At 68.5% G+C, this 12,343-nt stretch carries 13 protein-coding genes; 9 read left to right on the top strand and 4 right to left on the bottom strand.

Translation table 11 applies throughout. The features are described from left to right. Window positions 1–12: 12 nt before the first annotated feature. From ABIE41_RS22575 to ABIE41_RS22565, 3 genes are all read right to left on the bottom strand, one after another. Entirely contained in the window at window positions 13–630 is a 618-nt protein-coding gene (locus tag ABIE41_RS22575; RefSeq protein WP_192642454.1) for an SCO family protein, read from the bottom strand. Window positions 631–638: 8 nt separating this feature from the next. Further along, window positions 639–1,157 (bottom strand): hypothetical protein, encoded by a 519-nt coding sequence (locus ABIE41_RS22570; protein ID WP_192642453.1) that lies wholly within the window; start codon window positions 1,155–1,157, stop codon window positions 639–641. Window positions 1,158–1,284: 127 nt separating this feature from the next. Then, window positions 1,285–1,755, bottom strand: a complete 471-nt coding sequence (locus ABIE41_RS22565; protein ID WP_192642452.1) for a hypothetical protein — start codon at window positions 1,753–1,755, stop codon at window positions 1,285–1,287. 128 nt (window positions 1,756–1,883) lie between these two features. Between ABIE41_RS22565 and pheS the strand changes: the two genes are divergently transcribed. The 7 genes from pheS to ABIE41_RS22530 all read left to right on the top strand — a co-directional run bounded on the left by pheS (window position 1,884) and on the right by ABIE41_RS22530 (window position 10,387). After that, window positions 1,884–2,966, top strand: coding sequence for a phenylalanine--tRNA ligase subunit alpha (gene pheS / locus ABIE41_RS22560; protein WP_192642451.1), 1,083 nt, complete (start codon window positions 1,884–1,886; stop codon window positions 2,964–2,966). 28 nt (window positions 2,967–2,994) lie between these two features. After that, window positions 2,995–4,182, top strand: coding sequence for a ceramide glucosyltransferase (locus ABIE41_RS22555; protein ID WP_192642450.1), 1,188 nt, complete (start codon window positions 2,995–2,997; stop codon window positions 4,180–4,182). Beyond that, on the top strand, window positions 4,179–6,602 hold the full coding sequence (pheT, locus tag ABIE41_RS22550; protein ID WP_192642449.1) for a phenylalanine--tRNA ligase subunit beta: 2,424 nt from the start codon (window positions 4,179–4,181) through the stop codon (window positions 6,600–6,602). Before ABIE41_RS22555 ends, pheT begins: the two co-directional genes overlap by 4 nt. A 198-nt stretch (window positions 6,603–6,800) precedes the next feature. Next, window positions 6,801–7,712 carry an alpha/beta fold hydrolase gene (locus ABIE41_RS22545; protein ID WP_192642448.1) on the top strand — a complete coding sequence of 304 codons (912 nt, stop codon included), beginning with the start codon at window positions 6,801–6,803 and terminating at the stop codon, window positions 7,710–7,712. After that, a complete protein-coding gene (locus ABIE41_RS22540) occupies window positions 7,709–8,788 on the top strand; it encodes a tartrate dehydrogenase (RefSeq protein WP_192642447.1) in 1,080 nt (359 codons plus the stop codon). Before ABIE41_RS22545 ends, ABIE41_RS22540 begins: the two co-directional genes overlap by 4 nt. A gap of 134 nt (window positions 8,789–8,922) precedes the next feature. Beyond that, window positions 8,923–9,627, top strand: a complete 705-nt coding sequence (locus tag ABIE41_RS22535) for a TerC family protein (protein WP_192642446.1) — start codon at window positions 8,923–8,925, stop codon at window positions 9,625–9,627. Window positions 9,628–9,646: 19 nt separating this feature from the next. Next, complete coding sequence (locus ABIE41_RS22530; protein WP_192642445.1) at window positions 9,647–10,387, top strand: TerC family protein; 741 nt, start codon at window positions 9,647–9,649, stop codon at window positions 10,385–10,387. Window positions 10,388–10,406: 19 nt separating this feature from the next. On the opposite strand, the gene ABIE41_RS22525 is transcribed toward ABIE41_RS22530, so the two are convergent. Continuing rightward, complete coding sequence (locus tag ABIE41_RS22525) at window positions 10,407–11,081, bottom strand: 4'-phosphopantetheinyl transferase family protein (protein WP_192642444.1); 675 nt, start codon at window positions 11,079–11,081, stop codon at window positions 10,407–10,409. Between the two features lie 167 nt (window positions 11,082–11,248). Here ABIE41_RS22525 and ABIE41_RS22520 point away from each other — a divergent pair, with 167 nt between their 5' ends. Further along, window positions 11,249–11,920, top strand: a complete 672-nt coding sequence (locus ABIE41_RS22520; RefSeq protein ID WP_354193158.1) for an AzlC family ABC transporter permease — start codon at window positions 11,249–11,251, stop codon at window positions 11,918–11,920. Next, entirely contained in the window at window positions 11,907–12,239 is a 333-nt protein-coding gene (locus tag ABIE41_RS22515; protein WP_192642442.1) for an AzlD family protein, read from the top strand. Before ABIE41_RS22520 ends, ABIE41_RS22515 begins: the two co-directional genes overlap by 14 nt. The last annotated feature ends 104 nt before the right edge of the window (window positions 12,240–12,343 follow it).

Below are 12,343 nucleotides of genomic sequence, written 5' to 3'. Positions count from 1 at the left end.
GCTGTCCCAGCCTTACGCCAGATAGCCCCGCAATACGGCCACCATGCGATCCGCGCCGGTCTTGTGCGGCAGGAGCGTCAGGAAGCGCCCCTCGCGGTCCATCAGATAGGTCAGCGAGCCATGGTCCACGCTGTGCTCCCCCGCGGCGTGATGCGGCAGCGTCAGCTTGCGGCGATGCACCTTGTAGGCCTTCGCGACCGCCGCGATCTGCGCCTCGCTGCCGGTCAGCCCGATCAGGCGGGGATGGAAAGCGCCGACATAGGCCGCCAGCACCGCAGGCGTGTCATGGGCGGGATCGACCGTGACGAAGAGCGGCGCCACGCGATCCGCCAGCGGGCCGAGCCCATCCAGCGCCTGCGCGATCGTCGGCATGTCGATCGGGCAGGTGTCGGTGCAGCGCGTGAAGCCGAAATAGACCAGCATGAACCGGCCCCGGAAATCGCCATTGCTGACGGCTCGGCCGTGGTGGTCGGTCAGCGAGAATGGCCCGCCGAACCGACCCGCCAGCGGATCGGGCCGGGGGGAGGGCGCGGCATGGCCGGAATGGCCGTGATGCTGCGCCAGCGCGGGCAGCCCCCAGCCGGCAGCGAGCCCGGCCAGCAGTGCGCGTCGTGTCGGCAGGCCCGCCATCCCCGCGTTCAGGGCTTCGGCTGGGGCGTCAGCCCCTTGATGCCGAGCGGGCCGGTCTCGGCAATGATCGCATTCGACTCCGGATCGGCCCGCCACCATTCCGGGGCGGGGCCGTTGCGGGCCTCCCACTGCGTCTTGAAGCGCTCGGTCGGCGTGAACGGAGCGGTGCTGCCGGCTTCGCGGACGCCCTGGGCGAAGAACAGCGTGATCGCCGGGTTCTCGATCAAGAGCCCGTCGGCCTCGACCTCCCGGCCGCAGAAGCCGGCGAGATCGGGCGCAGCCCCGGCGAAATCGACCTGGCCCTTGCCGACCAGCCGGAAGCGGCCATCGGCGTCCAGAATGCCGAGCTGGCGCTTCCCGGCGCCGCAATCGGGCGCGCAAACGCCCTTGAGATGGCACAGCGCCTCGACGACACGGCCCTTCAGCACGACCGGCTTTTCATGCGGGATGCCCCAGGGGTCGGCGGCAGCCGCGACGGCCGGAGCCAATACGGCCAGCGCCGCGACGCCAAGTCCCGCAGCCCTCATCCTGAGGAGCCGCGCAGCGGCGTCTCGAAGGATGCTCCAGACGTCTCCGGAGCCTCCTGGACCATCCTTCGAGACGCGCTCCTGCGTAGCACTCCTCAGGATGAGGGCTGGAAAGTGGCCCATCGCCTCAGTTCCCGAACGGCTGGATGCCGTGCTCATCATGGGTCAGGTTGATCACGCCCTTGTCGTCGGCGATCTTGTCCACGAGCAGGTATTTCACCCCGTCGCGCTCGAGCAGTTCGCCATCCACGCTGACCTCATGCGCCATCAGCCGGGCGATGCGGGGATTGGCGGCGCTGTCCGTGTCGTCGCCGATCCGCAGGATCAGGTAGAGCGCGCCCTCCGTGTCGCGGATCGCGACGGGAATGCCGCCGAGCGCGCACCAGACGGCGCATTGGTGATGGGCGCTGCCCTTGGCGAACATCAGCCCGCTGACCGTGCACCAGCTGTCGGCGATCTCGCCGGTGATGCTGACGCGCTGGCCATCCTGGGCCAGGGCCGGCCCGGCAAGGCCGAGCGCCAGCAGCACGGCGGCGATCGCGGCGCCCAGCGGGCGCCACAGGGCCAGGCTCGCACGCGTTTGCGACAGCCCTGTCATGAAGCGACGCCCATCATCGTCAAACCCCCGGGATTCGCGGGCGCCAGCCTGCTTTGCCGGCGTGATTGCCTCTAGCATCGAGGCTGGCGACACCCTAGAAGATGCCTCGCAAACGGACCAGAGCAGGCATGGACGAGATCGATCACTTGGGCGCGAGCCTTCTTGCCGAGATTGCGAAGGCGCAGGACGAGGCGGCGCTGGAGCAGGTCAGAATCGGCGCGCTCGGCAAGGCCGGCTCGATCTCGGCGCTGTTGAAGACGCTGGGCGCGATGACGCCCGACGAGCGCAAGGAAAAGGGCCCGCTGATCAACGGCCTGCGCGATCAGGTCCAGTCCGCGCTCGCGGCCCGCAAGGAGGCGCTGGCCGAGGCTGCGCTCGAGGCCAGGCTGTCGGCCGAGCGGATCGACGTCTCGCTGCCCGTGCGCGAAGGGCCCGAAGCCCGCGGCCGCATCCACCCGATCAGCCAGGTCATCGACGAGATCACCGCGATCTTCGGCGACATGGGCTTCTCGATCGCCGAAGGGCCCGATGTCGAGACCGACGACCTCAACTTCACCAAGCTGAACTTCCCCGTCGGCCACCCGGCCCGCGAGATGCACGACACCTTCTTCTTCGCGCCCGACGCGAATGGCGAGCGCAAGCTGCTGCGCACCCACACCTCGCCGGTTCAGGTCCGCACCATGCTGGCGCAGCAGCCGCCGATCCGCGTGATCTGTCCGGGCCGCACCTACCGGATGGACTCCGACCAGACGCACACGCCGATGTTCCATCAGGTCGAGGGGCTGGTGATCGACAAGGGCGCCCATATGGGCCACCTGAAGTGGATTCTCGAGGAGTTCTGCAAGGCGTTCTTCGAGATCGACACGGTCAAGATGCGCTTCCGGCCCTCCTTCTTCCCCTTCACCGAGCCCTCGGTCGAGGTCGACATCCAGTGCTCGCGCAAGGGCGGCGAGATCCGCTTCGGCGAGGGCGAGGACTGGCTCGAGATCCTCGGCTGCGGCATGGTCCACCCGAACGTGCTCAGGAATTGCGGGCTCGATCCGGAAATCTACCAGGGCTTCGCCTGGGGCATGGGCATCGACCGCATCGCCATGCTGAAATACGGCATGCCGGATCTGCGCCCCTTCTTCGAGGCGGATGTGCGCTGGCTCAGCCATTACGGCTTCCGCCCGCTCGACCTGCCGACGCTGACCGCCGGGCTGTCGGCGTGACTGCGGCCGGGAGCGGGAGGGCCGCGCGATGAGCGCCGCGGGATGGGCGGGCCTGTTCGCGGTGCTGCTCGTCGCGACGAATCTGCTCTGCCAGGCGATCGCCTATGCGCGGCTGCGCCGGGCGGATCGGCGCACGCCGCTGCTTGCGGCGCTGCCGCCGGTGACGATCGTGCGCCCTCTGCGCGGCATCGAGGCCTTCAGCCGCGAGACGGCGATCTCCGGGCTCGAACTCGACTATCCCGACTATGTCACCATCTTCGCCGTGGCCGATGCGGACGACCCGATCGTGCTGCTGGTCGAGGAGCTGATCGCCCGCTACGGCGCGGAGCGGGTGAAGCTCATGACCGGCGACGTGAAGGTCAGCGCCAATCCCAAGCTCAACAACTGCGTCAAGGGCTGGGAGGCGGCGCAGACCGAATGGGTCATCCTCGCCGATTCCAACGTGCTGATGCCGAAGGACTACATCCAGCGCCTGCTCGCCTCCTGGCGGGACGACACCGGGCTGGTCTGCTCGACGCCGGCCGGCTCTCGTCCCTTCGGCTTCTGGGCCGAGCTGGAATGCGCCTTCCTCAACACCTTCCAGGCGCGCTGGCAGTTCGCCGGCGAGGCCTGCGGCTTCGGTTTCGCCCAGGGCAAGTCGATGCTCTGGAACAAGCCCTTCCTCGATGCCCGCGGCGGCATCGCCGCGCTGGGCGAGGAGATCGCCGAGGATGCGGCGGCGACGAAGCTCGTCCGCCGCGCCGGCAAGCATGTCCATCTCGTCGGCCAGCCCTTCGAGCAGCCTTTGGGTGAGCGCAGCCTGTCCGACGTGGTGCAGCGCCAGTTCCGCTGGGCACGTCTGCGGCGGGTGACCTTCCTGCCCTTCTTCCTGCCCGAAATCCTCTCCGGCCCGCTTCTGGCGGTGCTGGCGGCGGCCGTCGCGCTGCCCGCCTTCGGCCTGTCCGCCTGGCTCGCCCCGGTGCTCGTGCTGCTGCCCTGGTATGTGGCCGAGCTGGCTTTCGCGCGCGGTGTCGGCTGGTACGGCTCCTGGCGCATGCCGCTGGCGCTGCTCGTGCGCGACATCGTCTTTCCCGGCGTCTGGGCCTATGCCTTCGTCGCCGGCGAGGTGAGCTGGCGCGGCAACGCGATGAAGATCAAGACGGACGGGGAGGACGAGCTGAACGCCGCGCCGGCCCCGATGTCCCATGCAATGACGAGAAGTGACGGACGCTCATGAAGTTCACCCTGTCCTGGTTGAAGGATCATCTCGACACCACCGAGCCGGTCGAGGCCATCGCTGAGGCCCTGACCCGCGTCGGGCTCGAGGTCGAGGGCATCGAGGACAAGGCCAAGGCGCTCGCCGCCTTCACCGTGGCCTATGTGATCGATGCCAAGCAGCACCCCAATGCCGACCGGCTGCGCGTCTGCCTGGTCGACACCGGCGCCGGCGAGCCCGTGCAGGTGGTCTGCGGCGCGCCCAACGCCCGCACCGGCATGAAGAGCGTCTTCTCCCCGCCCGGGACCTACATCCCCGGCAAGGACATCACGCTCGGCAAGGGCGTCATCCGCGGCGTCGAATCCAACGGGATGCTCTGCTCGGCCGCCGAACTGCAGCTCTCCGAGGATCATGACGGCATTATCGACCTGCCCGCGGACGCGCCGGTCGGCCAGTCCTACGCCGCCTATGCCGGCCTCAGCGATCCGGTCATCGAGATCGCGGTGACGCCCAACCGGGCCGATGCGCTCGGCATCGCCGGGATCGCGCGCGATCTCGCCGCCGCCGGCCTCGGCACGATCAAGACGACGCCGGTGGCGCCCGTGAAAGCCGGCTTCCCGTGCCCGGTCGGCGTTAAGCTCGACCTTGCGCCGCAGGACAAGGCGCTCTGCCCGGCCTTCGGCCTGCGCCTCGTGCGTGGCGTCAAGAACGGCCCGTCGCCGGACTGGCTGCAGTCCCGGCTGCGCGCGGTGGGCCTCAGGCCTATCAACGCGCTGGTCGACATCACCAACTTCATGACGCTCGACCGCAACCGCCCGCTGCACGTCTTCGACGCGGCCAAGGTCGAGGGCGACCTCGTCGTCCGCCGTGCGCGGGACGGCGAGACCATCGTCGCGCTCGACGGCAAGACCTACACGCTGACCTCCGAGCAGGTCGTCATCGCCGACGAGGCAGGCGTCGAGTCCATCGCCGGCATCATGGGCGGCGAGGCCTCGGGCTGCGACGAGGGCACCACCGACGTGCTGGTCGAGAGCGCGCTCTGGGACCCGCTCAACATCGCCCGCTCGGGCCGCGCGCTCGGCATCACCTCGGATGCGCGCTATCGTTTCGAGCGCGGCGTCGATCCCGATTTCTGCCGGCCGGGGCTGGATCTCGCCACGGCGATGATCGTCGAACTCTGTGGCGGCGAGCCGTCCGAGATGGTCTTCGCCGGCGAACTGCCCGGGAGCATGGCTGCGATCGAATTGCCCTGGGCCGAGGTCAAGCGCCTGACCGGGCTGGACCTGCCGGTGGCCGAGATGGAGCGGGCGTTGACCTCGCTGGGCTTCGAGGTCTCGGGCGCGGGCGAGCGGGTCCAGGTCGTGGCCCCGTCCTGGCGGGCCGATGTCGGCGGCAAGGCCGATCTTGTCGAGGAAATCCTGCGGATCGCCGGGCTCGATCGCGTCGTCTCGACGCCGCTGCCGCGCATCGCCGACGAGGTGATCAGGCCCGTCCTCACCGTTCTGCAGAAGCGCACCCGCCAGGCAAAGCGCCTGCTCGCCAGCCGCGGCCTCGTCGAGGCCGTGACCTGGTCCTTCATCGACCATGAGTCGGCCAAACTCTTCGGCGGCGGTTCGCCGGCGCTCGTGCTGGCCAACCCGATCGCGGCCGATCTCTCCGACATGCGGCCCTCGTTGCTGCCGGGGCTAATCCGCGCCGCCCAGGCCAATGCCGATCGCGGCTTCGGCGATGTCGCCCTGTTCGAAGTCGGCCAGATCTTCCAGAACGACCAGCCCGACGGCCAGCTCATGGCCGCGACCGGCCTTCGCCGGGGCACGGCGACGCTGGAAGGCGCCGGCCGCCACTGGGACGGCGCGGCCAAGCCCGTCGATGCCTTCGACGCCAAGGCCGATGTGCTGGCTTTGCTGGCCGGCCTCGGCGTGCCAACCGGCGGGCTGCAGATCGTGGCGGGCGGGCCCGACTGGGCTCATCCCGGCCGCTCGGCGACGCTGCGCTTCGGCCCCAAGGGCGTCATCGGCGCTTTCGGCGAGGTCCATCCGCGCATCCTCAAGGCGCTCGACGTCAAGGGCCCGCTGGTCGCCTTCGAGATTCATCTCGATACGCTGCCGTTGCCGAAAGCCAAGCCGACCAAGGTCAAGCAGAAGCTTAGCCTCTCCGGCTTCCAGCCGGTGACGCGCGACTTCGCCTTCATCGTCGACAAGGCGATCGCCGCCGGCGAGATGGTGAAATCCGCCCAGAACGCCGACCGCGCTTTGATCTCGGACGTCTCGGTCTTCGATCTCTACGAGGGCCAGGGCGTCGAGCCCGGCAAGAAGTCGGTCGCGCTGGCGGTCACGCTCCAGCCCATCGAGAAGACGCTGACGGAGACCGAGATCGAGGCGGTCGGTGCCAAGATCGTCGCCGAGATGGCCAAGCGCTACGGCGCAGCGCTGCGAGGGTAGGGGAGCGTCATGGTCGGGGCTTGACCCGACCATCCCGGAATCCCGTTCCCTCTCGTCCTGACGTTCTCGGGACTGCGCGCGGCGCAGCCCGAGAACGACGCGTCACAACCATTGATCAGGATTGTGTAATAATCGCTGCGCGCAATCGCGTGGGATTCAGCGTACGCGCTTCCGATTGCCTGACCCGAAGTGGCGCCCATGGCCCTCACCGATCTCCCCGTCACCGACAGCCTCTTTCCCGGATTCCGGCTGCTCGACATCACGACCTCGGGCGCGCGCATCCGGGTGCGGACGGGCGGGCAGGGGCCGGCGCTGCTCCTGCTGCACGGCTATCCGCAGACCCATGCGCTCTGGCACAAGCTGGCGGAGCGGCTGAAGGACCGCTTCACCCTCGTCTGCGCGGATCTGCGTGGCTATGGCGACAGCGACAAGCCGCTAACCGACCCCGAGCATTTTCCCTATTCCAAGCGCGCCATGGCGCTCGACATGGCGCAGGTCATGACGCAGCTCGGCCATCCGAGCTTCATGGTCGGCGCGCATGACCGCGGAGCCCGCGTCGCCCATCGCCTCGCGCTCGACCATGCAGACCGCGTGACGAAGCTCGCCACGCTCGACATCGCGCCGACACGCGAGATGTATGCCGGCACGACCGACGCCTTCGCCCGCGCCTATTGGCACTGGTTCTTCCTGATCCAGCCGGCGCCCTTTCCGGAGAAGATGATCGGAGCCGACCCCGAAGCCTATTGGCGCAAGAAATGCGGCTCGGGCGCAGCGGGCCTGAAGCCCTTCGCGCCGGAAGCGCTGGCGCATTATCTGCGCTGCTTTGCCGATCCCCAGACCATCCATGGCTCCTGCGAGGATTATCGCGCCGCCGCCACCATCGACATTCGCCATGACGACGAGGACGGCGGCCGCAAGCTGACCCAGCCCGTGCTGGCGCTCTGGGGCGAGAACGGCATCATCGGCAAATGCTTCGATCCGCTGGCGCTCTGGCGCCTGCGCGCGGAGAACGTTCAAGGCCGCAGCCTGCCTGGCGGGCATTATCTGGCCGAGGAGATCCCCGATCTCGTCGCTGCGCAATTCATCGCCTTCTTCGGAGACCTATCATGAGCCGCACGAACCGCGTCTACCGCATCGCCGCCATCGCCGGGGACGGCATCGGCAAGGAAGTGATGCCCGAGGGCCTGCGCATCCTCGAGGCGGCCTCGAAGAAATACGGCTTCGAGCTGCGGCTGGACGAGTTCGATTTCTCCTCCTGCGACTACTACGCCAAGCACGGCAAGATGCTGCCCGACGACTGGAAGGACCAGATCGGCGGCCATGACGCGATCTTCTTCGGCGCCGTCGGCATGCCCGCCCAGGTGCCCGACCACATCTCGCTCTGGGGCTCGCTGCTGCTGTTCCGGCGCGAATTCGACCAATACGTCAATCTGCGCCCGGTGCGGCTGATGCCCGGCGTGCCCGGCCCGCTGGTCGGCCGCAAGCCCGGCGACATCGACTTCTTCGTCGTCCGCGAGAACACCGAGGGCGAGTACTCCTCCGTCGGCGGCCGCATGTATGCCGGCACCGAGCGCGAGATCGTCATGCAGGAGACGGTGATGAGCCGCGTCGGCGTCGACCGCGTGCTGAAATACGCCTTCGAACTCGCCATGCGCCGCCCGCGCAAGAAGCTGACCTCGGCGACCAAGTCGAACGGCATCGCCATCACCATGCCCTACTGGGACGAGCGGGTGAAGGAGATGGCGAAGAACTACCCCGAGGTGACCGTCGACCAGTACCATATCGACATCCTGACCGCGCATTTCGTGCTGAACCCCGACCGGTTTGACGTCGTCGTCGCCTCCAACCTGTTCGGCGACATCCTGTCCGACCTCGGGCCGGCTTGCACGGGAACCATCGGCATCGCGCCTTCGGGCAATATCAATCCGACCGGCGATTACCCCTCGCTGTTCGAGCCGGTGCATGGCTCGGCGCCTGACATCGCCGGCCAAGGCATCGCCAACCCGATCGGCCAGATCTGGTCGGCCGCGATGATGCTCGACCATCTCGGCGAGACGGAAGCCGCCAAGGGCATCGAGGCCGCCATCGAGCGGGCACTGGGCGATGCCCGCACCCGCACGCGCGACCTCGGCGGTTCGCTTGGCACGGAGGCTGCCGGCAAGGCCGTCGAGCAGGCGCTAGGCTGACGGCCCCCAGATTCACGCAGTCGGATTGGTGACAAGCCGCCGACATTGAGGCATCGATCCTCCGCCGTGCCGGAACGCGGCCCCACCCGCCGCGTTGGGCTGCCGGGTGGCGGAGGAAATCCAAGGGGCTGGGAATGGACCTGTCGTCGCTGTCGCTGTTCGACCCGGCCCTCTGGGGCAAGCTGGTCGAGATCATCGCGCTCAACATCGTGCTGTCGGGCGACAATGCGGTGGTGATCGCGCTCGCCTGCCGGGCGCTGTCGCCGGAACAGCGCACCAAGGGCATCGCGCTCGGAGCTGGCGTCGCGGTCGTGCTGCGTGTCGTCTTCACGGTGCTGATCGCCTCCCTGCTCAACATGCCCTTCCTTCACATCATCGGCTCGCTGCTGCTGGTCTGGATCGCGGTCAAGCTGATCGTCGAGGACGGCGAGAGCGACGAGGATTCGATCGCCGCCAGCAGCAAGCTCTGGAAGGCCGTGCAGACGGTGGCCATCGCCGACATCGTGATGAGCCTCGACAATGTGCTGGCCATCGCAGCCGTGGCCAAGGACTCGATTCCGCTGCTGGTCGCCGGCCTCGTCATCTCGATCCCGCTGATTGTGCTCGGCGCCTCGCTGATCACCAGCCTCCTGACCCGCTTCCCCGTCCTCGTCTGGGCGGGCGCAGCCCTCCTCGGCTGGGTCGCGGGTGAAATGTTCGACAGCGATCCCTGGCTCATCGCCCGCTTCGGCGCCGAGACGCTCCACCGCTTCGAATACCCGGCGGCCCTGATCGGCGCACTGCTCGTGCTCGGCCTCGGCTACCTCCTCAAGCACCGCCGGCCAGATCCGGCCCTCTGACAAAGGGACTGACCGACCTATGGACTTTTCATCCTCCCAATTCTGGGTCTCACTGCTCCAGATTATCTGGATCGACCTGCTGCTGTCGGGCGACAACGCGGTCGTGATCGCGCTCGCCTGCCGCTCCCTGCCGGAGAAGCAGCGCAAGATCGGGATCTGGCTCGGCGCCTCAGCGGCGATCGGCCTGCGCATCATTTTCGCGCTGGTCGTCACCTACCTGCTGCTGGTGCCCTATCTGAAGATCATCGGCGGCCTGCTGCTGTTCTGGATCGCGGTGAAACTCGCCCTCGGCGAGGATGAAAGCCATGCCGAGATCGATGGCGGCACCACGCTCTGGCAGGCGGTGCGGACCATCGCCATCGCCGATGCCGTGATGAGTCTCGACAACGTCATCGCCATCGCCGCCGCCTCGCGCGGACACCCCGAACTCTTCATCTTCGGCCTGCTGCTCTCGATCCCGCTGATCATCATGGGCGCGCAGTTCCTCACCTCGATCATCACCAAGTACCCGATCCTGATCTGGATCGGTGCGGCCCTGCTGGGCTGGATCGCGGCCGAGATGATCCTGGGCGACATCGCCGTCCTGCGCTGGCTCCAGGTGAACATGCCGACCTGGATCAAGCCGGTCCCCACCGATGTCAGCGCCATTGGCATCGGCCCGGCCAACATGCCGCATTACGTCACCTCGGTGATCGGAGCGGCGCTGGTCTGCGCGATCGCCTATGTGCTGAAGCAGCGGCGCGGCGGGCACGCGGCCTAAGGCTGAGCCGCGTTCCGCACTACCCGATGACGACGATCGCGGCGGCCAGGATCTCCTGGCCGCCGTTTTCGATGGTGCGGCTGACACCGGTCGCGGCCGCAGCGTCGGCCCCGTCCCGCACCGTCAGCCGACCGTCCGGCGAGATCGAGACGGCGAAGCTCTCCGGGGGGCGGGCAAAGCCCGTGCCCAACGCCTTCACATAAGCCTCCTTGGCGCTCCATAGCCGTGCGAAGGCCAGAGGGCGCACGTCCTCTGGCTGGGCGAGAAGCCAGGCCGATTCCTCCGGATGCAGGACGGCGGTGGGCGTGGCCGCACGGGCATCCATTGCCTCGACATCGACGCCGACGAGGCTATGGGCGAGCGCCACCGCGACCATTCCGGCCCGGGTCGCCAGCGAGAGATGCAGTCGGCTCCCGCGCGGCTGCTCGACCAGGGGGCGTCCGCGCGCGTCATGGCCGATCGCGATCGCCCCCGGCGGCAGGCCGAGCTGCCGCGCCAGGATGCGAGCCCCGATCCCCCGACGCAGCGCCGAGCGCTCGGGCAGTGTGGCGGGCCGCTCCGGCGTCGCCACCAGCCAGACGGCCGGGAGGCTGGCGGCGATGTCGTCGGGAGAGGAAAGCCAGATCATCCCGGCAGGATAGGCCACGGCCGGGGCGCTCGCCATCGCTCCGGCGCCGCCCTGTGCCAGGGTCATGCGGCTAGCCCTCAAGGCGGCGTTGACCTGTGGCCCGCTTCGGCCTTGGAAGGATGGTCCGTCGCCCGCTCTCGGCGAGGCGGCGCAAGTGCGGGCCGCGACAGGCCCGCACATAGGGAGAGAACGGGTTGATGGAGGAAGCTCCGGCACAGACAAGTGCGGCCGGCATGCGTCTGGGCATGCGCAAGGTCATGGTGCTGGTGCCCGGCGTCGTCGTCTTCGCGGTCGCCTTCGGCGCGGCGGCCTCGGCCAAGGGGCTGAGCCTCGTCGAGACGTTGCTGATGAGCGCGCTCGTCTATGGCGGCATCTCGCAGCTCGTCGCGATGGAGCTCTGGCGCCCGGAATGGACCTGGGGCGCGATCGTCGGGCTCGCCGTCGTCACCGCCACCGTCAACTCCCGGATGATCCTGCAGGGCGCCTCGCTGCAGCCCTGGTTCGCGCCCTATCCGAAGGCGCTGAACGCGCTCCATCTGTTCTTCTTCACCGACGCCAACTGGGTCATCGGCACGCGCTACCGGGCCGAGGGCGGGCGCGATCTCGGCGTCCTGATCGGCGCCGGGCTGCTGCTCTGGGTGGTCTGGATCCTGTTCACGGGGCTTGGCTACTGGCTCGGCGCGCTGGTCTCTGATCCGCGCGCCTTCGGCATCGACCTGGTCATGCCGATCTTCTTCGCCGCGATGATCGTGCCGCTCTGGCGCGGCCGCCGCGCCGCCGTGCCCTGGGTCGCCGCGGGCCTCGCCGCACTGCTGACGGCCAAGCTCATCGACGGCTACGCCTTCATTATCGTCGGCTCCCTGACCGGGGCGATCGTGGGAGCGTTCAGCGATGACGCTGCCTGATCTCGGCTCCGCGAATCCGGGCGCCTGGGGCGCCGTCATCGCGATCCTCGCCATGGCGGTCGCGACCTATCTCTGCCGCATCGCCGGCGTGGTTCTGATGGGCTTCATCCCGCTGACGCCGCATGTCCGCCGCGGGCTGGCAGCGCTTCCGGGCTCGATCATCGCCGCCACCGTCCTGCCGCTGATCGAACGGCTCGGCCTGGCGGCCGGCATCGCGCTGCTGGCCGCGATGGGCAGCATGATCCTGCGTCGCAACGAACTGCTCGCGCTTGTCGTCGGCATGAGCGTCATCGCTGCCCTGCGCGCACTGGGCTTCTGATCCATCACCCACACCGATCGCTTCCATCACATCCCGTCATCGGGTTGTGCAGGGCTTCAGGTTGACGAAGGAAGGCCCGGGGCAGACGGTGCGCGCAACGTCGA

Origin of the sequence: Bosea sp. OAE506, assembly GCF_040546595.1 — a bacterium.
Classification (GTDB): Bacteria; Pseudomonadota; Alphaproteobacteria; order Rhizobiales; family Beijerinckiaceae; genus Allobosea.
Note: the sequence above shows the minus strand (reverse complement) of the source record. Positions and strands in the feature narration are given on the sequence as shown.

What these genes read in the sequence shown, in the direction of transcription:
- pheT (WP_192642449.1), top strand. Translation starts at nt 4,179, where the DNA reads ATGAAGTTCACCCTGTCCTGGTTGAAGGATCATCTCGACACCACCGAG.
- ABIE41_RS22530 (WP_192642445.1), top strand. Translation starts at nt 9,647, where the DNA reads ATGGACTTTTCATCCTCCCAATTCTGGGTCTCACTGCTCCAGATTATC.
- ABIE41_RS22570 (WP_192642453.1), bottom strand. Translation starts at nt 1,157, where the DNA reads ATGAGGGCTGCGGGACTTGGCGTCGCGGCGCTGGCCGTATTGGCTCCG.
- ABIE41_RS22575 (WP_192642454.1), bottom strand. Translation starts at nt 630, where the DNA reads ATGGCGGGCCTGCCGACACGACGCGCACTGCTGGCCGGGCTCGCTGCC.
- pheS (WP_192642451.1), top strand. Translation starts at nt 1,884, where the DNA reads ATGGACGAGATCGATCACTTGGGCGCGAGCCTTCTTGCCGAGATTGCG.
- ABIE41_RS22520 (WP_354193158.1), top strand. Translation starts at nt 11,249, where the DNA reads ATGCGTCTGGGCATGCGCAAGGTCATGGTGCTGGTGCCCGGCGTCGTC.
- ABIE41_RS22525 (WP_192642444.1), bottom strand. Translation starts at nt 11,081, where the DNA reads ATGACCCTGGCACAGGGCGGCGCCGGAGCGATGGCGAGCGCCCCGGCC.
- ABIE41_RS22515 (WP_192642442.1), top strand. Translation starts at nt 11,907, where the DNA reads ATGACGCTGCCTGATCTCGGCTCCGCGAATCCGGGCGCCTGGGGCGCC.
- ABIE41_RS22535 (WP_192642446.1), top strand. Translation starts at nt 8,923, where the DNA reads ATGGACCTGTCGTCGCTGTCGCTGTTCGACCCGGCCCTCTGGGGCAAG.
- ABIE41_RS22540 (WP_192642447.1), top strand. Translation starts at nt 7,709, where the DNA reads ATGAGCCGCACGAACCGCGTCTACCGCATCGCCGCCATCGCCGGGGAC.
- ABIE41_RS22555 (WP_192642450.1), top strand. Translation starts at nt 2,995, where the DNA reads ATGAGCGCCGCGGGATGGGCGGGCCTGTTCGCGGTGCTGCTCGTCGCG.
- ABIE41_RS22565 (WP_192642452.1), bottom strand. Translation starts at nt 1,755, where the DNA reads ATGACAGGGCTGTCGCAAACGCGTGCGAGCCTGGCCCTGTGGCGCCCG.
- ABIE41_RS22545 (WP_192642448.1), top strand. Translation starts at nt 6,801, where the DNA reads ATGGCCCTCACCGATCTCCCCGTCACCGACAGCCTCTTTCCCGGATTC.